This window comes from Emticicia sp. (assembly GCF_049241225.1).
GTDB lineage: Bacteria > Bacteroidota > Bacteroidia > Cytophagales > Spirosomataceae > Emticicia.
Genome location: NZ_JBMLRC010000120.1, coordinates 1 through 22,767 on the forward strand (window position 1 = coordinate 1; position 22,767 = coordinate 22,767).

Here is a 22,767-nt window from a genome sequence, read left to right on the forward strand (position 1 = left end):
TGGGACTTCACCAAAAGCCAGTGGGTTTGCTTAATGTCAATGGTTTTTATGACCACCTACTAAAGCAATTAGATGTAATGGTTGAAGAAGGTTTCTTGAAAGCCGAAAATCGTGCATTGGTAATTGTGGCCGATAATATTGAAGAATTAATGGAGAAAATGTCGAGTTTTAAAGCTTCTTACCACGAAAAATGGTTGAATAGAGAGCAAATCTGATAAGGTAAATTGCTTTTAGTTTATCTTTGTAAAAAACTTCGATATTTATTGTAGAAAACCATGTCTATTGCCGAATTATATCAAAAATTTAAAGCCAGCAACGGGATTTCGACCGATACCCGAAAAATCAACGAAGGAGTAATGTTTTTTGCTCTGAAAGGCGATAAATTCAATGCTAACTCGTTTGCTCATGAAGCACTCAATAAAGGTGCAAAATACGTAGTGATTGACGAGGCCGAATATGCTACCGACGAACGTTGCATTTTGGTTGGTGATGTACTTTATACGCTTCAGAAATTGGCTAATTACCACCGTCAACAGCTCAGTATTCCGTTTGTGGGCATGACTGGCTCAAACGGAAAAACTACTTCAAAAGAATTAGTTGCGGCGGTTTTATCAAAGAAATTCAAGACTTACTATACAAAAGGAAATCTAAATAATCATATTGGTGTGCCGCTTACATTGCTCGGAATTGACGAAAGCTACGAAATTGCGGTAATCGAAATGGGAGCAAATCACCAAGGCGAAATCAGAGATTTATCTAATATTTGTGAACCAACGCACGGTTTCATTACGAATGTCGGAAAAGCTCACTTAGAAGGTTTTGGTGGTGTTGAAGGGGTGAAAAAAGGCAAAGGAGAATTGTATGACTTTTTAGCAAAATCAGGTGGAACAGTTTTCGTAAGTGCTAAAAGTACGGCATTGCTCGAAATGGCCGCTCAGCGGAAATTCAAAGAGAGAATCGACTATTTAGCTGATGATGAGATTGTTATGCTGCAAGATTCGCCAGTGGTTACATTCTCCGCAAATGGTACTCAATACGAAACGCATCTTCCAGGCTCATATAACTTTGAAAATATTGCGGCAGCTTTAGCCATCGGGAAATACTTTGGTGTGTCGGCTGAGTTAGCCAATGAAGCGGTTTCAGAATACAATCCTGACAATAATCGCTCGCAGATTGTTGAGAAAGGTACAAATAGCATTTTGCTCGATGCCTATAATGCTAATCCATCGTCAATGTCGGCTTCAATTCAGAATTTTATCAATCTGAAAACCGATAAAAAGAAAGTCGTGATTTTGGGCGATATGTTTGAACTGGGAGAAGAAGGCCCAGCCGAACACCGCTTGATTGGCGAATTAGTAGCCAAAGGAGATTTTGATTTGGTAGTTTTATTCGGCGAATTAATGACAAATGCACTTGAGTTTTTACCGAATGCTTTTTATTTTTCCGATAAATTCTCGCTACATAACTGGCTGATTGATAAGCAATTAAAAGACGTTTATGTATTGATAAAAGGTTCGAGAGGAGTTAGTTTGGAGACTGTTGTGCAGTTTTTATAATTACATCTTTCAATATTTTCAGCCTTGGTAATTCTGAATTTTTAGACTTACCAAGGCTTTTTTCTGAAATATCTACTCAAAAACAAGTGTTAGTTTATTGAAATCTGCGGCGGCATTGATTACTTTTTGAAAATTATCGTAAACGCTAACTGGCAATAAAACTTCGTTATAATATTCTTCAATCGTTACATTGAGTACTTGCCCATCCAACTGGTAATCAGCTACGAACCCCATTGCTTTTTTACCATTATATTCAAAAGAAACATCTCGTTTGATACCTTCCAAACCACGAATTTTATAGTTTTCTGGAAGATTTATTTTTATCTTCCTCAAATACGAGTGAGCATTACTGATATCAATTGGCTGTTTGCGTGGGCGTTCGTTGTATAACTCTGCCTGTGGCCCGATAATATCGCCCAGTTTGAAAAAGTATTTATTTCCTGCTTTTTCAATCATACTTTTGGTTGAAATATCGGTTGTGATGATAAATTCTTTGTCAGCTTCTGCCGAATTTAAGTTATAGTTCTGAGCAACAGAATTAGTGAAAACAGCATCTTCCTTGAGCGTTGCTTTCAATATATTTTCTAAAATCTTACTTCTTTGCTCGTCGTTTGATAGCATAAAATAGCCCTTCATGTCGCTGGCTTGATGCCCCGCAAAAGTTCGCTTCATTTTGATGTTTACATCATCCAAATTCTTCGGAAAACTAATTTCGGCATTGATATTATCATAATTTATGTCGGAAGTTGAAAACGGAATTGCCTTAACTTTAGCCAAAGCGGTTTTCATATCGCCAATCGTGATATTGCTTATAAAAAGTGCATCCGTACCTTCCATTGGCAGGCTGATTTGCCCATAGCGAGCCAATGGATTGTTAGGGTCGAGGTATTTTTTGGAGTTTGGAAAATAAAAGTAATATTTGTCCAAGAAATTCCATGTTTCAAAAGATTTATCGAATCGCTTTTTAAATCGATTGACTCCAACAATTAGCTCGTAATTGACATTGGCAGCATCAAAAAACTGTACATATAGCCTCGTAATGGAGCCTTCATCGGCAAATTTTGACTTTAAGATTCCATCAGGGAGTAAATTATTGCTGGCATCTTCTTTTAATGAAATATTGGATTTAATGTAGTTTTCTATGCTTCGAATGTTTTTTTCCTCTGATTCTCCCCCAATATTTTCTTTTTTCAGTACTTTTTCTATTTCTTTTGCCGACTCCTTTGATGTTTTGTGCATCAATTCATAAAATGTATTTCCCGCATCTTTCCAACTAAATACTTTTACATTTCCCTTTGATGTATTATAAGCCAATTTATATTCTATTTGGGCTTTATTTGCTTCGCTATTGGCGTATTTTTCTTCATAGAGCGGTAATAAATTTTGTATTTTAAAGCCTATATAAGCTTTTTTATCAATAACTGTGTCTTGTCGGATACTGCTTGAATTATACAATTTGGCTTCAAACTTTAAGTATTCGGGCGAAATAATCATGAATTCAGTTTCTCGAATCGGAATCGCATTGTGTAGTTGTTCGCTACCAAAAACCGAAATTGGCACTTTTACCAAATAATAAAACTCAACCTCACTTCCTACTTCAACCCCCTCAACGGCAATCATTTTGTAGCTTCTTCCCTCCTCCTCTGTTTCTTTGATAGATTCTTCTCCTAATTCTTTTACAATGCCTTTTGGACTAATACTACGAACTTTCAGAGCTATCAAGTCGCTTTTTGATGAAATCGGCAGAACAATTTTATTGTAGCTATCGATTGCTCCTGCTTCATTGATTCGAAAACGACGCATCAGACCATAGTATTCGCTTATTTGGCCAGTTTTTGGGTCTTCGGCATATTCAATGTAAATCTTAGAACTTAGTAAGATTGCTTGTTCTTTTTGTTCTTCGGTGCTTAGTGCAGCGGTTTTATTATTGATTGTGCTGATAAAGTCTTGCTTTTGAAAGTGTAAATCTTGAGCAAAAAGCTGCCCGCAAAACAGCAATAGTGTGAGTGTGAGAAAGTTGTTTTTCATTAAAGTTTAGACGACGAATTTAGGTAAAACGGACTATTTATATTTTTTTCTTAAAACCAACCAGCTCGTTTTGAGCCGAAATCATTTTGGCAATCATATTATTCCAATCTTCAAACTCTTCTTTTTTCAGTACCAGATTATTAATAAAAGTGCGTTGGTGAAGCATGATAGTCTGGCCTTCTTGCTTATAGCTGATAGCGAATCCAAAACTACCATGATTGAAATTGATGTTTTTGGGTAAATAACTCACCTCAAAACTGGCTGGAATCTCAAAGCGGAGGATTGTTTCTTCCAGCCACGGGTAATCATTGACGAGGTCAAGTTTTCGGCCTTTTTCTATCAGATTGGCAGCGGATAAATGTTTGTAAAAATGCGGATTGACGTAGATTTCATTATCTATATTTTTGATATAATCAGGCACTGAAAAGTCATACTCAAATCCTAATTTCTTATCTCGCTCTTTTAAGTTTTGCAGAGAAACCACCCCAACTTTACATTTATTATTTCCTACACGAAACATGTTTTCGCAATAATCTTGTTTTTGCTTTTCTGAGTAGTTGTTTAGGTAATATTTGATGTCGGTTTTCCAGAGGCCATCTAAGGTTGTCAATCCTTTTCCTTTGATTAAATTGCCTTCGAGTTTTACCGAAACCGAGTCTTTTCTCTGATTAATGGCGGCCTTGACGACGGGAACTTCTAAAATAGCATATTCTTTTTCGTTGAGCATAATCATACATTCTTTGCCCTGGATGTGGTTGGTCGGTAAACCAAAGTCGATGCGGTCGTCGGTGGCATCAAGAAACTGCCATTCGCCATTGACTTTCGCAACCGCAATCATGTGATTATCAATGCTTAGCGAAGGATTTTCTTTATAACGAAACGGAATATCTCTTGTACCAATCCAGCCCAAATAAGATTCTTTTACACCCGCCAGTCGAAGCATAGTTGTAATCAAACTGGCCATATCTTTACAGTCGCCGTAACGTTTTCTGAAAATATCATTGGCTTCTCGTGGAATGAAACCACCCATGCCATCTTCAAAAGCAATGTATTTGACAAAATCTTGTACCCAATAATAAACCGATTTTATTTTTTCGACTTCTGCTTTTCCCCTCGTAAGAGAATCGACCAGCGTAGCAAGCTGATTATCAGGCTTTTTATTAATATCTTTCACCAACGAAACATAATAATCGAAGAGCTGTTTTTCGTCAGATAAAACTGGGATGGTTTTACCGCCTGCCGTGTAGTTTTCAATAAATAATTGAACTTGCGGCACGTAATAGCGAATATTGAGGGCTTTTTGTTCGTAAGGCGATTCTTTTATTTGCGTACTTTTCCACGAAAACGTAGTTTTATTTCGACTTTTAGTTTCTTTAAAATCAATTTTCGAGAAATCTCCGTAAGTTTTATAAGAAACTTTTACATCGGCTGGAAAGGTTACGGAAAACTCTGCATTCTCGATTGGAATGTAGTTACCGAAAAGAAAACTTCCGAGCATGTGTGGGTCTTTTATTACTTCTTGGTACTTCAATGATGAAATAGCCCCAACCTGCAAGCCTAAAAAAGTGACCTTTTTTATTAAATAATCATCGTAGAAAATACCTTTTGAAGTAGATTTTTCGGTCGTAATTTCTTTGACATTTATTTTCTTGAATCCTTTTCCATCGGGAATGTAGGTGGCGGCCTCTATCTCTTTAATATCCTGAAAATAAGGCGAATAACCAATTTTTTGGTCGGCCATATTCATAAGCCCCACTTTATTGGTCAAGAAGAGATTATCCTGCACAAAATCAGATACAATCTGCACTTTCCCATCAACGATGTCGATATTCACTTTTTCTGAAAGTGTGAGTGTCAGTACATCTGCATTGGGATATTTGCTCCGAAGCTCATCTACATTTACTTTGGGTTGTGCAAATAAAATATTTGTTAATAAAAGATTGAAAATCAGTATTTTATTCATGAGTCTTTGTGGTGAAAAATCAGAATTCATCACCATAATAAAAGTTTCGAGTACGAATTAGTTTTCCGAGGTTATCATATTCTTTTACCTTTCCGTGTAATAGACCTGACACATAATTGTTTTCAAGTTTCAAGGTTCCGTTTTCGTTGAATGTTTTAAAAGAACCATTCCTTACATCATCTTTTTCGATGTAAATTACACGAGGTTTGCCAGAAATGTAATACTCTTTTTGCTCACCGATATTTACACCTAAATCAAAGTTAAATTCGGCCTCTAAATTGCCATTCATATAAAAATAACGACAAAGTCCATGGCGTTGATTTTTAATAAACGACCCTTCGTAGCTTGGCTTACCATTCGGATAGAATGCCTTTAGGTCAAAAGTGCCATTTTTTACTGTTGTCGGAGGTAGCCATTGGTTGTTTTTATCTAAATAAGTGTATTCGATAATCTGACCGTTTCGATATATTAGTTTAAAGGCCACAGTTTTTCCGTCTTCACCAAAATAAATATATTCACCGTGCCTTTGACCATTCCTAAAATTGATAGTTGTTTCGAGCTTACCATCGTACGAATACCATTTCGATAGCCCATCAAGCTCGTTTTCCTTGTGAAAACCCTCAAATTCGAGTTTTCCGTTTTCATAATAAAAACGAGTCAGGCTATCCATCACACCATTTTTATAGTAGTATTCTCGTTCACGATTGCCATATATGTTGTAGAAAGTACGTAAACCCCATTCTACACCGTGTTTATGGTTGACTGATAAATTCTTGGTGCCATCGGCATAGTAATAGACCTCTTCGCCAGATTTATTGCCGTTTTTGAAGGTAAGCTCTCGAAGTTTATTGCCCGAAATACCTTTCATAATAACGTTTCCGTTACCTTTTGGCACATCAATAGTATGAAAGATTTTCCCCGTTGTATCAAACTGTATGACTTTTTCGGTGATTTCGTTTTGGATATAAAATTCGTTCTCTTTTTTGCCATTCGGATAAAAATGCTCCGAAAATCCATCAACTTTGTTATTTTGGTAATAAATCAGGTCTTTTACTACGCCATTTTCGTGGTAATTTTTCCAAGTACCTTGTGCTAAACCTTTCACAAACCAACCTTCTTGTGAAGCTTTACCATTTGAGTAATACTGAATATGATAGCCATCAAGAGTATCGTTTTTGTAAGTATCTTCGGTGATAATTTTTCCAACTTCTGAATACTCTTTTGATACCCCATTCAACATTCCATTGAGATACTCGGATTCGATTTTTTTACCGCCACTTTCATGGTATTCGATAAACGTTCCGTGGCGACCTTTTTTATTGAACTTACCCTCGATTCGTTTCGCTCCATTCGGATAAAACGCTTTTAAATCTAAAACTTCTCCTTTTCGAGTATTTTCTGAAAGTATATTGCCTTGTTTATCGAAATATTTATAAGATTTCAGAAGACCATTTTCGTAGCTTTCTTCCGAGCTGATTTTTCCATCTTCATCATAATATTTATGAATGCCTGTTGGTTCGCCTTTGGTATAATTTCCCTCTGAAGCCTTCACTCCATTTGGGTGAAAAGTAAGAAACGCACCTTGCTTGATATTATTTTCAAAAAAGACTTTTGAAGAAATTTGACCGTTGTCATAGTAGTATAGCCACTCACCTTCCGACATATTTTTGGCCATTTTTCCGACCACGTTGGGTTTACCATTTAAGTGATAACTTCTATACATGCCATCTTCTTCGTCGTTAATAATTGTACGTTCAGATAGCAATCGGCCATTTAGATGATAGTTTTTTAGCACCCCATTCAACATTCCATCTTTATAGAAAGCTTCAGAATCAATAATTCCATCTTCAAAATATTCGAATGCTTTGCCACTTTTCTTGCCTTTCTCAAAACTAACCTCAAATTTTTTTCCACCACCTACGTAGTAAGCTGTGTATTTTCCATCATCTTCGCCATTTTTGAGGCTACCCTCATCCGATAAACTGCCATTAGAAAAATAGTTTTGATATTTTACGATACTATCTTTTGGATAATATTGAGTGATTTGAACCAGCTGCCCTTTTGAATCATAAAACTTCCATTCGCCCGTGCGAGAGCCATTTTGGTCGTAAGTACCTCGACTCTCTAAGGCATTGTTTGGATGATAAAATTCGGCATAACCTTTTATGATTTGTTTTTCTTCGTCGTAGTCGCTCACAATACTTTGTATGAAATCATTTTCGTGATACCCAACTCGATAAAGGCCTTCTTTTCCATTGAGTGCCATTTTTTTATATCGACTTATCTTTTGAAAAGACGTACTGGCAAAACTCTTCAATTGTTTGATATCAGAATCATCTTTTTCGTATTTCTTCTTGGCACGCTCATCGACCGAAGCAAACCAATAATACACCGAGTTTTCAAAGTATCCTGATTTCCAGAGTTTCTGATAATAAGATACGTATTTTTTCATCCAAAAATCTTGGCTTTTTTCGTCATACTCCAGTTTCTCCAAAAATGCCTGAATCTGCCTTACAACCTTAAAGTCTAACTTTGACTGAAGTTTGAATTTGGCATTAAGAGCCGCATGAGACTTTAGCACTAAATCGGTAGTTTGAAAGGCTTCTTCGTCAATTTTTATGAGTACCGAGTCTGGATTATAGGCAATATCTTCGGTGAGATATTTTTCTAATTTAATAATATTATCGGCCGCTAAAGAGTGCTGCGGTTCGATTGTAAGATACGTGAGCATCGACAACACGGCCCGAGAGGGTTGGTCTTGCTCCAAGCATATCAAGCCCAGTAACCGATGGCTATTGGCATGGAAAAAGTTTAGTTCAATGGCTCTCTGTACACACGCAATAGCTTCGTTGATTTTCCACATTCGGTAGTAAACCAAACCTTTATTGTAGTGAAGCCTGAAATCATTAGGAAATTTATCAATACCTTTCTGATACGCTTTTAGTGCTTCTTCTCTTTTTCCTGAATCATCTAACGACGCAGCGAGCATCAAATGAAAAAGTGGTTCGTATTCTGATTTGAGTGTGAAACCAAAATTGGCTGTTTCGATGGCTTTTGAGTAATCTTTTTTGGAATAATAAGATAAAGTTTTTTCATAAATAGCTAAAGCATAGCTACTATCGTTTCGAGAAACCGCATCATACTTGGCAAGTGCTTCATCAAATTTTTCCTCTTCGTGAAGTTTTACACCTTCTTCGATGAGTTGAGAAGAGTTAATCAGTGGAATGCGGGTAGTTTGTGCTTGACAAAAGGTGTAAGCAAATGTGAGGGCAAACAGCAGAAATTGACGCATAAAAAGTGGATTGTAAATGTAATTTTTTAAAGTTTAGCGAGAAAATCGCTCAAAAATTACGTCAATTCTCAGAGATTACAAAGGAAATGAAAAGAATTATTCTGCTAAGTTAGGCCATTGATTGTTGCGTAGAATAGTCAAGAAATATGGTGAAGTTCAAATTTTAAAACTATAGCTTTTCGGTTTTCTGAAACGTTACGCACAAATGTTTATGTAAAAGCAGCGTCTGATTTGTATTGAGTTCGTGCTGCTCTTGTATGATTGTTTTCTCTTGCGTACTTGATGTTTTGCGTATCATACGCTTGAGCGTGCGAAACGAACGAAGATGAAAAAAAACACCCAAAAATAGATACGAAATCAAAGAACTTACGCTTAGTTGATTGGCATGAACTTTCTGTAATTTTAAGCCTGCCAAACCAGCCAGTGTTCGTAGCCTTTGGGCGGTGCAGAGATATACTCGACCATTATAAATGTGGCTATCGTCGTAACCAATTACACTTGCTTCGTTCGATAAAAACATATCACTTCGTTCGGCTTCTACCCACAAATTTCCGAGGCGACCGTTTAGGCTGCTGTTGTTGGGCTTGGTTACGATTAAAATACCATTGGGTTTGAGTATTCTTGAAAGTTCTTGTAGCAGTGAGGTCTGATTAGGAATATGTTCGATGGTTTCCATCAAAAGCACATAATCAGCCGAATTGGCTTCGATGGGTAGTTTTTGGTTTAAATCAATGGGCTGGCAAGTCAGCGAATCGCTTTTAAAAATATCGGGATACATATCAAAAGCTTTTACGACGGCACCAGCATTGTGCCATAAATTAGCTACGTAGCCCGAACCGGCCGAAACATCAATCACAGTTTTTCCTTTCACATCATTTTCTTCAACAAAACGATGAATAAACTCCAAAGCAGCTCCCTTTGAGTGTGGCACTTGCTTGATTTGTGATTTATATTTCGACATTAAAACGCTGATAACTTGTTGATTATAGATTATTTTTCTGTTGACCGTCGTCTATTGGCTGTGGACTAAGTAATATCAATAGGTTTTGATTTAAACTTAACCTTCCATCTATCAATTTGTTTTTTTAAGCGAAGCGTAAAGTTTTCTTCGGGGTCGGGTAGTTTACCTAAAAACTTTGTTCCGATTTTTAGATAATTTTTGAAAAACGTATTGCTACTCATGCCCCACTTCAAGATAAACTCTGTACGGCCATCGTTGCGTTTTACTCGGCCTGTGCTTCGGCTGGCAAAGTGATATACACGGCTTTTTCCCAAACCTTTGTAGTAACGCACGCCATAATGCCAGAGTTTTATCATAAAATCGGGGTCGCTGTACATCCCTGGGAAAAACTCAACGCTCAAACCACCAACTGCTCGGTAAACAAAAGTTGGCAAAACCATCGGATACCATTGGCTACCATTCCAGTCTTCCTTCGGATAAGTGGCATACTCTGCCAAAAACTTGTCTTCATCAAATTCTGATGGGTGAGTACCGTAGTTTTTATCGGCTATTACGCAGGCATTTCCTTTGTCGAATCCCTCAATCATTGTTCCGCTGATACACCATTTATCATCTTTTTGTTTGGCAACTTCCTCAAATAAATAGAAATCCCAATCAGGACATAAGTACATATCATCATCAATAAAAACTAAGTATTCGGCAGTAGCCAAATGTGAAGCGGCATTAAAACCATAGCAAACGCCCGAATTTTGCGAGCTTTTTGTATAGCTAATATCACCTTGAGCAATTACCCAATCTTCCGAGCCATCGTTACCTTCGTTTACGTGAACAATGATTTGGTGTTTGTATCGGCTATTTTTTTTGATACTATTAACCGCACATTTCAAATAATCAAGGTTGTTCCACGAAGGAATGAGTATAGAAAAAACAGGAGAGTAGTCTAATGCTACTTTTTTATGAATAAAATCCATAGAGGAAATGAAGAATGTAAAATGAAGAATGTAGAATGGGTCGGTTGAGAGATTAAGAATGTAGAATTAAAGAGAAATTTGTCATTAATTCTACATTCTTAATTATTTTCACCATCCTTTGCGTAATACGTAGGCAATGTATGCCACGTCTTCTTCGGTTACTTTGGCGTGAAGAGGTAATACTAAATAACGTTCTTCGATAGCATCCATCTTAGGGAATTGTCCCGGTGTACGGCCACCAAAAATGCTATATTTATCGTTTCTGTAATGTACTTGACCTGATTCGATGCCGTGTTCACGAAGGTGTTTCATCAAATTTTCACGGTCGTCAACTTCGGCAGTTAATAGCCATGCTGCGTGTTCACGGTCGGTGTATTCGCTTCCGATTACTCTGATGCCTTTTATGTCTTTCAATAAATCGCAGTAGAGACGATAGAGTTTCTGACGATGAGCCAAATGGTCGTCAAACTCATCGATTGCTGCAAGGCCGATACTGGCAGCAATATCGGTCATTTGGTATTTATAACCAACTTCAGTAATATCGTTTTCCCAAATGCCTTTTTGTTTGCTGCTACGGTCAATGCCGAACCAACGTAAACGTTTGGCTTTTTCTACCAAAGATTTATCTTTTACGACCAACATACCGCCATCACCGGTGGTAATGTGCTTGATTGCTTGAAACGAAAACATGGTAAAATCGCTTTGGCTACCGATATACTCGCCTTTGTATTTTGCACCAACGGCATGAGCGGCATCTTCGATGATAGCGATATTGTGCTTACGGCCAAGTTCCCAAAGTTCATCCATGTCACATGGCAAACCGCCATAATGCACACAAACAATCGCTTTGGTTTTTGGTGTAATGAGTTGAGCTACGTGCTTTACATCAATATTGAGGTTGGCGTCAATATCGGCAAAAACAATTTTTACTCCCATATACAAAAACGGGATGTTGGTAGCTGTACACGTAAATACTGGGGCAATTACTTCGTCGCCTTCTTTGAGACCAGCCAGTAAATATGATAAATGTAGGGCGTCAGTTCCTGAGCCAACCGCAAGGCTTTTGCAAGGGGCGGTAAATTTCTGCTCGAAACGTTGCTCAAATTCATCAACTCTTGGCCCTTGACCAATCCAACGAGTATTCAGAACTTCGCTTACGTTTAAAGCAGCTTTGGCTGGAATATTTGGATGAAACAGAACGATACCGTCACTTGTATCCATGACAGGAAACTCGTTCATAGGCTTTTCAGCAGTCATAAACAATAGTTAAGTTTTAGGTTAGATTGACCAGGTTTCTCTGGAAAATTTATTTTTCACGTTTAAGATATACCAAGATAGTTTTAATGCTATACTTGGATGTGAACAAAATTAATATTATAAATTTTAATATTCTACAAAAAAAGGATTTTTATCATAAATTTTAATCTTTTAATCTATACATTTGATGGGTTAGTATGCTGTTTTATGAGTAGCGAAATGCTAAGTTATAGCATTAATGACTAAAACAGAAATAGTGAAAAAGGCTATTTTCGAAGAAAAATCATCTAAATAATAGACTTTTATAATCAAGATTCTGGTTTGTGAAATAAGGTTGGAAGGACCTCAGAAATATTAGATTTGGTGAGGTAGAAGCACATAAATATTTCAATAAAATCCTATTTATTGTCCGTACCTTTGTGTCATGGATATTCATCAACAACATTCGCAAATATTGGCCAATCTTGGCATTGAGAAACTAAATCCGATGCAAGTTTCGGCACAAAAAGCCATCACCGCTCGCAATAGCGATACGCTTTTATTGGCTCCAACGGGTTCGGGTAAAACACTAGGATTTTTGATGCCAATTTTGCAATTACTCAAAACTGACCAAGCTAAAGTACAATGCTTGATACTGGCACCGTCTCGTGAATTGGCGATGCAGATTGAGCAAGTTTGGAAGAAAATGTCAACGGGTTTTAAGGTAAATGTGTGCTACGGTGGACACCCGATGGCTACCGAAATACAAAACTTATCAACCCCACCAGCTTTATTGATTGGCACTCCTGGCCGAATTGCCGACCATATTACTCGCAACACTTTCGCATTGGATGGCATCACGACCTTAGTGCTTGATGAATTCGATAAATCGTTGGATTTGGGTTTTCATGACCAAATGTCTTTTATTATCGGAAACTTGCCAAATCTCAATAAAAGAGTGTTGGTCTCGGCCACAGCAGGCATCGAAATTCCCGAATTTACGGGTTTGACAACGCCCCAAGTGTTAGATTTTTTACCAGAAAAAAATACCGAAAATGAGCAACTAACGATGAAGTTGGTGATTTCGGACGAAAAAGATAAACTCGATACCGTATTTGATTTAGTTTGCTCACTCAATTCCGAAGCCGCTTTGATTTTCTGTAATCACCGAGATGCTGCCGAGCGAACGAGCGAGTTTCTGAACCAAAAAGGGATTGTGGCCACTTTTTACCACGGTGGAATGGAACAAGATGCCCGTGAACGTGCGTTGATTAGATTCAGAAACGGCAGCGTAAATTATTTGGTCACGACCGACTTGGCTGCTCGTGGGCTGGATATTCCAGAAATGAAGCACGTTATTCATTATCATTTGCCACTTCAAGCCCACGAATTTGTGCATCGTAATGGTCGCACGGCACGTATGCACGCTTCGGGAACTTCTTATCTGATTTTCAGTAGAGATGAAGAACGCCCAGCTTATGTTGATAAAAATTTGGAAGAATTAGTACTTTCAAAACGTTATCCATTGCCGCAACTTCCTGAATATCAAACACTTTATATTAGTGGAGGAAAGAAAAACAAGCTCAATAAAATTGATATTGTAGGATTTTTATCACAAAAAGGCCAACTCGAAAAAGGTGATTTGGGGCTTATCGAAGTGAAAGATTTTACATCATTTGCAGCCGTGAAACGCACAAAAGTAAAGGCACTTCTACAACTCATCAGAGAAGAAAAAATGAAAGGTAAGAAATATAAAATTGAGATTGCGAGATGATTTTGATTGGAAATTATTGAATTACCACCTGCTTTAGCTGGTGGATAAATTAAAAATTGTCATGTTTGGCTTTAGCCGAAGCTTACACAGTATTTTGGCTGAAGCCATAAGGAAATAAATTTATAGTATCCACCAGCTAAAGCGGGTGGCAATTTAAAATGATTATTTTCCAGCAAAGTTATCTGCCTTATATGAAAAAGGGTCAAGATATTACAACCTTGACCCTTTTTGCTTTTATTCCGAGATACTCTAATTTCTTCTGCCTCTACCCTCGCTACGGCCGCCTCCGTCGGTTGAAGGTCTTTCGCTACGTTCGGTACGGTTGCTTTCTGCACTACGTTCGCCACGACCACGATTACTTTCTGATGTGTTGGGCATACTACGCTCACTACGGCTCGACTCTGCACCACTGCCACGACCGTAATTATCCGAACGACTTTCGCCTGTATTTGGGCGGTTGTTTCTCGAATCGTTACCGTTGTCACGTGGGCTGCGGTCAGTAGGAGTTACAGGTGAGTTTTCGCTTCCACCTCTCGAACCACGCTCATTGTTGTTCCAATCTGGGCGACCGCTGTCACGTGGGCTGCGGTCAGTAGGAGTTACGGGTGAGTTTTCACTACCGCTTCTCGAACCACGCTCATTATTGTTCCAATCTGGGCGACTGCTTCGGCCGTTGTCGTTGCTTCTTGAGCCTCGCTCGTTATTATTCCAGTCGGGGCGGGAATTACGATTATTGTCGTAGCCATCTCTCGATGAGCGACCATTGTTATTCCAATCTCTTGATGTACGGTTGTCGTAGCGACCGCCTTCATAACTACGAGAATTATTATTGCTGCGATAACGGCTACGCTCGCTGTAATATTCACGACCTACACGATTTCGGTCGTTTCTATACCAACCATTATAATTTGGGCGAGGCGTATATCCTAAACGAATGTTACCAAAGCCACGGCGGTCGAAACGGTAGAAATCAAATCCACCTTGATAGTACCAACGAGGATATCCACGAAGGTCGTTCCAAGCCATATCAAATCCGTAGAATCTGCGGTCGAAATCATATAGTTCAATACCAACTTGGCGGTTGAGATACGCCACATCGTCCCAGATTTCTTGCTGCTCCCAACGGTTAAATATTCCATCTGATAAGTAAGCATATTCTTTACGCTCCACATCCTCTAAGCGACGATACAGACGATTGGCTTCATTACGAGTGATGAGTCCATTCTGAATACCATTGCTGATACGCACTCTGATGTCCCAGTGCCAGTCAAATTCATCATCGTAGTAGTATCGGTCATCATCATAGCCGTAACCATTACCATAGTTATCATAAACACCACCATATTGTGCATTTGCCGAAAGAATAGTAGCGAATACCATCATTGCGGCTATCATGAAATTTCTCATCGTCTTATATAATTATATTGTTAATTTATACTTTAGATGCAGAAAGGTATCAAAAGGTTTGCTATCGTTTTGTTAATTGATTGTTAATGGGTTTTACATTACTATAAGCAATTGATAATAAGCTTATTAAATAAATTTATTAATGATTTTTTTGCAATATTGTAGGACCAGTTTTTAACCTATCAACCGTGCAAAATCTATTTTTAAACATAGGCTATCTAACAGGCTAAAAACCTGACTTACTTTTCAATCTTATTTACAATTTTGTGTATGTTTGTTAAAGCATTTTTCATCACTCAAACGCATAAGCCTTTTTATGAAATCTTTCTGTTTACTTTTTTTACTGTCACTTTCATTATTCGCCCAAAAAACTGTTTCAAGTAAATTTTCGGCTGCCGAAATTGCTCGTTTTCAGCAGCAAGCCAAGCGAGTAAATATCATTCGAGATAATTGGGGGATTCCGCATATTTATGGTAAATCAGATGCTGATGCCGTTTTTGGATTACTCTATGCTCAATGCGAAGACGATTTCAAGCGAGTAGAAATGAATTATATCGAAAAATTGGGCAGAATGTCGGAAATTAAAGGCGAAGCAAGCCTCTACGATGATTTACAAATAAAACTATTGATTGATACCACCGATGCCATTGCCGATTATAACAAAGCCGAGCCGTGGATGAAAAAACTACTCAATGCCTACGCCGATGGTATCAATTTCTATCTACACACGCACCCCAACACAAAACCTGCTATGCTGACTCGCTTCAAGCCGTGGTATCCACTTTTGTGGACTGATGGAAGTATCGGAGCAATCAGCACAGCAGATATTACAACGGCCGAATTGAAGAATTTTTATTCGGGCGATAAAGTTACTTACACTGCCGAACCTAAAGACCCCGAAAATCAAACTGGCTCCAATGGATTTGCTTTTTCGCCTAAAATTACGGCTTCAGGAAATGCCATTTTATATATCAATCCGCACGTAACATTTTATTTCAGACCCGAAGTACAAGTAACGAGCGAAGAAGGCTTGAATGCTTACGGTGCCGTAACTTGGGGACAAATGTTTGTTTATCAAGGCTTTAACGATTATTGTGGTTGGATGCATACTTCGTGCAATGTAGATGTAGCCGATGTTTATGCCGAGAAAATTACGAAAAAAGGTGATAAGTATTTTTATGAGTATGATAAACAATTAAAGCCAGTTACCGAGAAAAAAATAAGCATTAGTTACAAAGATGGCGATGGACTAAAAACCAAAATTTTTACGACTTATGCTACGCATCACGGCCCAATAATGGCGAAACGTAACGACCAATGGATTAGCCTAAAATCGTATAATCGCTCAATGACGAGTCTGATTCAGAGTTGGAAACGAACAAAAGCCAAAGGTTTTGAAGACTACAAAAAAACGATGGATTTACGAGCGAATACTTCAAACAGCACCGTTTTTGCCGATAATAAAGGAAATATTGCTTATTGGCACGGAAACTTTGTGCCTGTGCGTGACCGCAAACTCAATTGGGCAAAGGTAATTGATGGAAGTACGTCTGCCACCGAATGGAAAGGTTTACATACAGTCGATGAAACGGTTCATGTCTATAATCCAGCGAATGGGTGGCTACAAAATTGTAATTCAACGCCATTTTCGGCGGCGGGTGCGATGAGTCCGAAAAAAGCCGATTTTCCACCATACATGGCACCCGACGGAGAGAATTTTAGAGGAGTAAACGCCGTGAAAGTTTTGGATAAAGAAAAAAGCTACACAATTGATAAAGTAATTGCGGCAGGTTATGATACAAATTTGGCGGCTTTTGAGGTCTTGATTCCGTCGTTGATTAATGTTTTCGACAAGAACGTAAAACCTACCGATTCGCTTTATGCTGCTTTGAGCGAGCCAATTGCTGAATTAAAAAAATGGAATTATCATTCATCAGAAACTTCGGTGGCTACCACTTTGGCAATTGAATGGGCAGGAAAATTGAGTAATACTTTACAAAAATTATACATCGACGAAGGTGAAGACGACCAAGTAGCGAATGTGAAAAGATTTGCTGCATCGGCCACACCTGAGCAGGTTTTACCGCCATTATTGACTGTGGTCAATGACTTGAAAAAGAAATTTGGCAAATGGCAGATGCCGTGGGGAGAAATCAACCGTTACCAAAGAATTTCGTCAGATATTCAGCAAAAATACGATGATGCACAGCCAAGCGTGCCAGTAGGTTTTGCTTCGGCATTGTGGGGAATGTTACCTTCGTATAATAGCCGTTATTATCCATCTACCCAAAAACGCTACGGTGTAAGTGGCAATAGCTTCATTTGTGCCGTTGAGTTTGGCCCGAAAATCAAAGCAAAATCGTTATTGGCAGGCGGCGAGAGCGGTGACCCAACATCAAAACATTTCAATGACCAGCTCGAAATGTACACCAAGGGTAAATTTAAAGAGGTACTTTTCTACAAAGAAGATGTACTGAAAAATGCCGAGCGTACGTATCATCCTGGGGAGTAAAACCTGTTTTTATCAACTATTTTTTCAGTCAAAACCATTTTTCTTATTTTATTTGAGGAGTAGATAGTTGAGAAACTTCTCGTACAAAACAACATTGAATGCTCACAATCAAAGAAAAATAAGTAATTTTGTAAAAAATATTAAACGAAATATTATCACATGGCAACAAACAGAACATTCACCATGATTAAGCCACATGCTGTGGCAGATAACCACATTGGTGGAATTACGGCGATGATTGAGGCGGCAGGTTTCAGAATCGTGGCAATGAAAAAAACACAATTATCGGCAGCACAAGCAGGTAAATTCTATGAAGTACATAAAGAAAGACCCTTTTATGGCGAATTATGCGAAATGATGTCTTCTGGCCCAATCGTTCCGATGATTTTGGAGAAAGAAAACGCAGTAGCAGATTTCCGTGCATTGATTGGTGCAACAAATCCAGCGAATGCCGAAGAAGGAACGATTCGTAAAAAATATGCAAAATCAATGGGCGAAAATGCCATTCACGGTTCAGATTCAGACGAAAATGCAGCTATTGAAGGCTCATTTTTCTTTGGAGCTATTGAGCAATATTGATTTTTAGACTATAGTCAATAGACGACGGACGACAGTTTTTTCTATCGACCGTTGTCTGTTGACCATTGACTACCTCAGTCTATTCCAGCATAAATAATTCCTGCCTTTTGTCTGATTTCATCTAACAGACTTATCAGCTTAACACTCATCGAAAGTGGCATTTTTTCGCTTTCTTTCATTCCTGCTCTCAAACAAGCATTTACTTCTTCAATCTCGAAATTATAGCCAAACGTTTTGCGTGGAAAATTAAATTTCACAGGCTTTTTATCCGTTTCGTAGAGTGTAATTCGTTTCGCTTCCATAAATCGGCCTTCGATATGGATATAACCATTTTCGCCGTAAATCAACGCTTCAGTACGTGTGCGTGATTTGAGCGTACAACTCAAATTGGCGGTTGATTCGTTTTTATAGCCCAGCACAAAACTCGTAGTTTCGTCGATTCCTGTTTCTCCAAAATTACTAATCGCTTGAATTTCTGAAGGATAACCCAATAATAGTAAGCTCAAATAAGCTGGATAAATACCAATATCGAGTAAAGCACCACCACCCAAATTAGGATTCAATAATCGTTTTTCAGGCAAGAAAGGAGCATTAAAACCAAAGTCAGCTTGTATGTTTCGAACTTTTCCGATACGTCCTTCGGCAATTAAATCTAATGTTTTCTGAATCGCTGGAATAAAGCGAGTCCACATAGCTTCCATCAAAAAAGTATCGTTTTCACGGGCAGCTTCAACCATCGTTTGCACTTGCTTTAAATTCATGGCAAATGGTTTTTCGCACAAAACAGGCACTTTATGCTTCAAACACAAAAGCGTATTCTCGGCATGCGAAGTATGTGGTGTGGCAATATAAATAGCATCTAAATCGGGAGTTTGGAAGATACTCTCATATGAATCGTAAAAATGGAGGGCATCGTAGCGTTCGGCAAAGTCTTTGGCTCGTTCGAGCGAGGAAGAAGAAGCAACGGCGTGCAGTTGAGAGTTTTTTACTGACTTCAAATCGGTTGCAAACTTTTCAGCAATTTTTCCAACACCAATAATTCCCCACTTAATATTTTTTTTCATCTTAAATTAGTTTCTATTAGAAAGCTAAATTAAAGAAAAAACGTTTTATTGGATAATTATTTTTTCGGTGAATTGGGTCTCTCCTATTTCAAAAACGAGGAAATATAAACCCGAATGGGTGTTTTTGGGTAGAGAAATAAGTGTTTTTTGATTATTAAGCACAACACTCTCGATTGGAATCGGTAAACCGAGTAAATTTAGTAATCGAATATTCGATACAGATTTATCAAGTGTTTCAACAAAAAAGCTTTCGTTCACAACAGGATTTGGTGAAATTCTGATTTTTTGCTCTGAAAGATTTACTTCTTCACCCAAAATTGAAACAGTTACAGTGAGCGTTTTGTAGATAAACTCTTTTCCCGAAGCATCATAGAATTTCAATCGATAATAGTTTTTACCTAAGAATGGCCTTTGGTCGATATAAGAATACGATTTTTTTGTTGTAGAGTTTGCCGCAGCAAGTACTTGTCCTAAAATAGTAAATTTGCTTCCATCAATACTTCGTTCAACTATGAAATTTTTCGATTGTACCTCGGTCGAAGTTTCCCAAGCGACTTTTACAAATTGTTCAGGAGTAATAGTTATGGTATAGGTTCTAATATCAACTGGTAACTGATTTCCAATTTTTAAAGCCCAAAAATCAGTTCCTCCCTTATTTTCGGTCACATCTCCATCAACAGAGTCAGAGTTTCCTGCAATAACAAATCCACCATCTGCTATTGGAAAAGCTCCACGAGCGATATCGGTATCAGCTCCGCCGAACATTGCGTGGCTACTTATTACTCCTGAGTTTTCGATATTTACCACCCAAATGTCGCCTACTGGCCCACTAGGTTTTACTTTTCCAATAACCGAACTGCTCATTCCCATCGCAAAGAGTTTGCCCGTACTTGCTTTTTTTATAGTGTAAAGTCCGTCAATATCATCACCGCCAGTCAGCACTTTCCAAAGCAATCTCCCCTCAACAGCAGAATATTTTGCTAAAACACCATCTTTCTGCCCAAGATTTGGCGTCATATCACCATTAGTAGAATTGGTTTCTCCTACAATTATATAAGCATTATCGGTTGTTTCAATGGCCGAATAAGCAATGTCTAAATTAGTTCCACCCAAAGCTCTTTGCCACAACAGTCGGCCAGTAGCGTCTGTTTTCATGATACAAAAATCAATAAAACCTTTTCCAGCCCCTGATATTTCAAGATTTGAAGCTTCGGTTCCTCCAACCATCAGAAAACCGCCATCAGCACAAGCAATGACTTCATTCATAGAATCATTTGAGACACTTCCATATGTTCTTGTCCACTGAATATCACCAGTTGCGTTGAGTTTCGATAGCCAAAAATCGGTTGTATTTACAGGGTTAATTGTAGCTCCGAGAATATATCCGCCATCGGCAGTTGGTTTGATTGATGGTTTAGAGTTGGCATCGGCTCTTGCAAATGAAATTTCGCCAATGCTATATCCGCTGGCAATTACTTTTCTCCACTCTATTGAGCCATCGGTTTTTAGTTTTAGAAGAATTAAGCCGCCACGAGAGCCGTTTCCTGTGGCTTCTCCATCTGTGGAACTTGTTGTAGCAACAAGTAAAATCCCTTTATCTTTTGTTTCCAAAACATCGGTCGCAATATCTGCCTGTGTGCCACCAAATGTTTTAGACCATTCGATTTCGCCCCAATTATTGAGCTTAACAACCCAAATGTCGCTTCCTCCTACCCCACTGTAGGCCTTTGAAGCCGGTACATCGCCATCTTTATTATTATTTGTCGAACCTACTATCACATACCCTCCATCTGCCGTGGGTGTAGTGGCATAAGCATATTCATTATTTTTTCCACCCAAACTTTTTTGCCAATGAATGGCTAAGTTTTGGGCAAAAGACAATTTTTGGAAAGCCAAAAATAAAATTATCAGAAAAAACCTCATTTTACGTCTATTGGGGAAGCGAATTCCCGAAAAAAGCAACAAACTTCGTACCACAAACCACAAAAAAGAATGCCCCAACCGTTACAGTCGAGGCATCTGGGTTTTTATAGAGGGGTTTATTATTACTTTGCAGCTAATTTCGCCTTTAAATTTTGGTCGATAGCCTCTAAGAATTCTTCTGTATAAAGATAATGCTCTCCGTGTTTCACTTTATTTCCGTGAATACAAACAGCTAAATCTTTTGTCATTTTACCCGACTCAACTGTTTCAACACAAACTTGCTCTAAAGCTTGGCAGAAATCAATTAACTCTTGGTTACCATCTAATTTACCACGGAACTCTAAACCACGAGTCCAAGCAAAGATAGAGGCAATTGGGTTTGTTGAAGTTGGTTTTCCAGCTTGGTGGTCACGGTAGTGACGAGTTACAGTTCCGTGAGCAGCTTCAGCTTCCATTGTTTGGCCATCTGGCGTAACGAGTACTGATGTCATCAAACCCAATGAACCAAAACCTTGTGCTACTGAGTCAGACTGAACGTCGCCGTCGTAGTTTTTACAAGCCCAAACAAACGAACCATTCCATTTCAAAGCAGAAGCAACCATGTCATCAATCAAACGGTGTTCGTAAACGATTCCCGCTGCTTCAAACTTAGCTTTGTAGTCTGCTTGGTAGATTTCTTCAAAAATATCTTTGAAACGACCATCGTATTTCTTCAAAATTGTATTTTTTGTAGAAAGATACAAAGGCCATTTTTTGTTTAGTGCTACATTGAAACACGAGTGAGCAAACCCACGGATTGACTCGTCGGTGTTGTACATACCCATTGCTACACCACCACCTTTGTAGTTGTAGATTTCGTATTCTTGTACAGTTCCGTCTTCGCCTTCAAATTTCATTGTTAATTTACCTGCACCTTTCACAACGAAATCGGTTGCACGATATTGGTCACCAAAAGCGTGGCGTCCAACGATGATTGGAGAAGTCCAGTTTGAAACCAAACGAGGAACATTTTGACAAACGATTGGCTCACGGAAAACAGTACCATCCAAGATATTACGGATAGTTCCATTTGGTGATTTCCACATTTGTTTCAAGTTAAATTCTTTTACACGAGCTTCATCAGGTGTGATAGTTGCACACTTGATACCAACGCCATATTGTTTGATTGCATTTGCCGAATCAATTGTTACTTGGTCGTTAGTTTCGTCACGATACTCGATTCCGAGGTCATAGTACTTGATATCAACATCAAGGTAAGGAAGAATTAATTTTTCTTTGATAAATCGCCAAATGATACGAGTCATTTCGTCGCCATCTAACTCAACTACTGGATTTGCTACTTTGATTTTTGCCATTTTTCCAAATGCTCCTTACCCCAAAGAGGAGACTGAGTTTATATTAATTTCATTGTCTTGGGGCGATAACAAGGAATAATAAAGTAGTCAACTGTCAATCGTCAATCGTCAATAGTTTTTAATTATCTCAAAAACCTCAACGTTCT

The 22,767-nt window shown here is 38.3% G+C and carries 15 protein-coding genes; 5 read left to right on the forward strand and 10 right to left on the reverse strand.

Features of this window, described 5'->3' with window-relative positions; all coding sequences use genetic code 11:
• Together ACOVO2_RS07325 and ACOVO2_RS07330 are read left to right on the forward strand one after the other, a co-directional pair.
• On the forward strand, nt 1–215 hold a 215-nt coding region (locus ACOVO2_RS07325; protein WP_421769345.1), incomplete at its 5' end, for an LOG family protein.
• 60 nt (nt 216–275) lie between these two features.
• The gene (locus ACOVO2_RS07330) at nt 276–1,556 is read left to right on the forward strand and encodes a UDP-N-acetylmuramoyl-tripeptide--D-alanyl-D-alanine ligase (protein ID WP_421769346.1); all 1,281 of its coding nucleotides are present in this window, start codon (nt 276–278) and stop codon (nt 1,554–1,556) included.
• A gap of 72 nt (nt 1,557–1,628) precedes the next feature.
• Here the strand turns inward: ACOVO2_RS07330 and ACOVO2_RS07335 are convergent, their stop codons facing one another.
• From ACOVO2_RS07335 to ACOVO2_RS07360, 6 genes are all read right to left on the reverse strand, one after another.
• Entirely contained in the window at nt 1,629–3,584 is a 1,956-nt protein-coding gene (locus ACOVO2_RS07335) for a DUF3857 domain-containing protein (RefSeq protein WP_421769347.1), read from the reverse strand.
• A gap of 37 nt (nt 3,585–3,621) precedes the next feature.
• Nucleotides 3,622–5,547 carry a DUF3857 domain-containing transglutaminase family protein gene (locus ACOVO2_RS07340; RefSeq protein WP_421769348.1) on the reverse strand — a complete coding sequence of 642 codons (1,926 nt, stop codon included), beginning with the start codon at nt 5,545–5,547 and terminating at the stop codon, nt 3,622–3,624.
• A 19-nt stretch (nt 5,548–5,566) separates the two neighbouring features.
• Nucleotides 5,567–8,839, reverse strand: a complete 3,273-nt coding sequence (locus tag ACOVO2_RS07345) for a tetratricopeptide repeat protein (protein ID WP_421769349.1) — start codon at nt 8,837–8,839, stop codon at nt 5,567–5,569.
• Between the two features lie 169 nt (nt 8,840–9,008).
• On the reverse strand, nt 9,009–9,800 hold the full coding sequence (locus ACOVO2_RS07350; protein ID WP_421769350.1) for a class I SAM-dependent methyltransferase: 792 nt from the start codon (nt 9,798–9,800) through the stop codon (nt 9,009–9,011).
• 65 nt (nt 9,801–9,865) lie between these two features.
• Nucleotides 9,866–10,771 (reverse strand): glycosyltransferase family 2 protein, encoded by a 906-nt coding sequence (locus ACOVO2_RS07355; RefSeq protein WP_421769351.1) that lies wholly within the window; start codon nt 10,769–10,771, stop codon nt 9,866–9,868.
• A 108-nt stretch (nt 10,772–10,879) separates the two neighbouring features.
• Nucleotides 10,880–12,028 carry a DegT/DnrJ/EryC1/StrS family aminotransferase gene (locus tag ACOVO2_RS07360; protein ID WP_421769352.1) on the reverse strand — a complete coding sequence of 383 codons (1,149 nt, stop codon included), beginning with the start codon at nt 12,026–12,028 and terminating at the stop codon, nt 10,880–10,882.
• Between the two features lie 424 nt (nt 12,029–12,452).
• Here ACOVO2_RS07360 and ACOVO2_RS07365 point away from each other — a divergent pair, with 424 nt between their 5' ends.
• A complete protein-coding gene (locus tag ACOVO2_RS07365) occupies nt 12,453–13,781 on the forward strand; it encodes a DEAD/DEAH box helicase (protein ID WP_421769353.1) in 1,329 nt (442 codons plus the stop codon).
• Between the two features lie 249 nt (nt 13,782–14,030).
• Here ACOVO2_RS07365 and ACOVO2_RS07370 read toward each other — a convergent pair whose 3' ends face one another.
• On the reverse strand, nt 14,031–15,188 hold the full coding sequence (locus ACOVO2_RS07370; RefSeq protein WP_421769354.1) for a hypothetical protein: 1,158 nt from the start codon (nt 15,186–15,188) through the stop codon (nt 14,031–14,033).
• 316 nt (nt 15,189–15,504) lie between these two features.
• Between ACOVO2_RS07370 and ACOVO2_RS07375 the strand changes: the two genes are divergently transcribed.
• The gene (locus tag ACOVO2_RS07375; protein WP_421769355.1) at nt 15,505–17,700 is read left to right on the forward strand and encodes a penicillin acylase family protein; all 2,196 of its coding nucleotides are present in this window, start codon (nt 15,505–15,507) and stop codon (nt 17,698–17,700) included.
• A gap of 159 nt (nt 17,701–17,859) precedes the next feature.
• The gene (locus ACOVO2_RS07380) at nt 17,860–18,279 is read left to right on the forward strand and encodes a nucleoside-diphosphate kinase (RefSeq protein ID WP_188767258.1); all 420 of its coding nucleotides are present in this window, start codon (nt 17,860–17,862) and stop codon (nt 18,277–18,279) included.
• Nucleotides 18,280–18,353: 74 nt separating this feature from the next.
• Here the strand turns inward: ACOVO2_RS07380 and ACOVO2_RS07385 are convergent, their stop codons facing one another.
• The 3 genes from ACOVO2_RS07385 to ACOVO2_RS07395 form a co-directional block, all read right to left on the reverse strand.
• The gene (locus ACOVO2_RS07385) at nt 18,354–19,343 is read right to left on the reverse strand and encodes a Gfo/Idh/MocA family protein (protein ID WP_421769356.1); all 990 of its coding nucleotides are present in this window, start codon (nt 19,341–19,343) and stop codon (nt 18,354–18,356) included.
• Between the two features lie 45 nt (nt 19,344–19,388).
• Entirely contained in the window at nt 19,389–21,224 is a 1,836-nt protein-coding gene (locus tag ACOVO2_RS07390; protein WP_421769357.1) for a T9SS type A sorting domain-containing protein, read from the reverse strand.
• Nucleotides 21,225–21,388: 164 nt separating this feature from the next.
• On the reverse strand, nt 21,389–22,621 hold the full coding sequence (locus ACOVO2_RS07395; protein ID WP_421769358.1) for an NADP-dependent isocitrate dehydrogenase: 1,233 nt from the start codon (nt 22,619–22,621) through the stop codon (nt 21,389–21,391).
• Between the last annotated feature and the right edge of the window lie 146 nt (nt 22,622–22,767).

Coding starts and splice junctions, on each gene's coding strand:
- ACOVO2_RS07350 (WP_421769350.1), bottom strand. CDS start 9,800: ATGTCGAAATATAAATCACAAATCAAGCAAGTGCCACACTCAAAGGGA.
- ACOVO2_RS07355 (WP_421769351.1), bottom strand. CDS start 10,771: ATGGATTTTATTCATAAAAAAGTAGCATTAGACTACTCTCCTGTTTTT.
- ACOVO2_RS07375 (WP_421769355.1), top strand. CDS start 15,505: ATGAAATCTTTCTGTTTACTTTTTTTACTGTCACTTTCATTATTCGCC.
- ACOVO2_RS07370 (WP_421769354.1), bottom strand. CDS start 15,188: ATGAGAAATTTCATGATAGCCGCAATGATGGTATTCGCTACTATTCTT.
- ACOVO2_RS07360 (WP_421769352.1), bottom strand. CDS start 12,028: ATGACTGCTGAAAAGCCTATGAACGAGTTTCCTGTCATGGATACAAGT.
- ACOVO2_RS07330 (WP_421769346.1), top strand. CDS start 276: ATGTCTATTGCCGAATTATATCAAAAATTTAAAGCCAGCAACGGGATT.
- ACOVO2_RS07340 (WP_421769348.1), bottom strand. CDS start 5,547: ATGAATAAAATACTGATTTTCAATCTTTTATTAACAAATATTTTATTT.
- ACOVO2_RS07345 (WP_421769349.1), bottom strand. CDS start 8,839: ATGCGTCAATTTCTGCTGTTTGCCCTCACATTTGCTTACACCTTTTGT.
- ACOVO2_RS07395 (WP_421769358.1), bottom strand. CDS start 22,621: ATGGCAAAAATCAAAGTAGCAAATCCAGTAGTTGAGTTAGATGGCGAC.
- ACOVO2_RS07385 (WP_421769356.1), bottom strand. CDS start 19,343: ATGAAAAAAAATATTAAGTGGGGAATTATTGGTGTTGGAAAAATTGCT.
- ACOVO2_RS07365 (WP_421769353.1), top strand. CDS start 12,453: ATGGATATTCATCAACAACATTCGCAAATATTGGCCAATCTTGGCATT.
- ACOVO2_RS07380 (WP_188767258.1), top strand. CDS start 17,860: ATGGCAACAAACAGAACATTCACCATGATTAAGCCACATGCTGTGGCA.
- ACOVO2_RS07335 (WP_421769347.1), bottom strand. CDS start 3,584: ATGAAAAACAACTTTCTCACACTCACACTATTGCTGTTTTGCGGGCAG.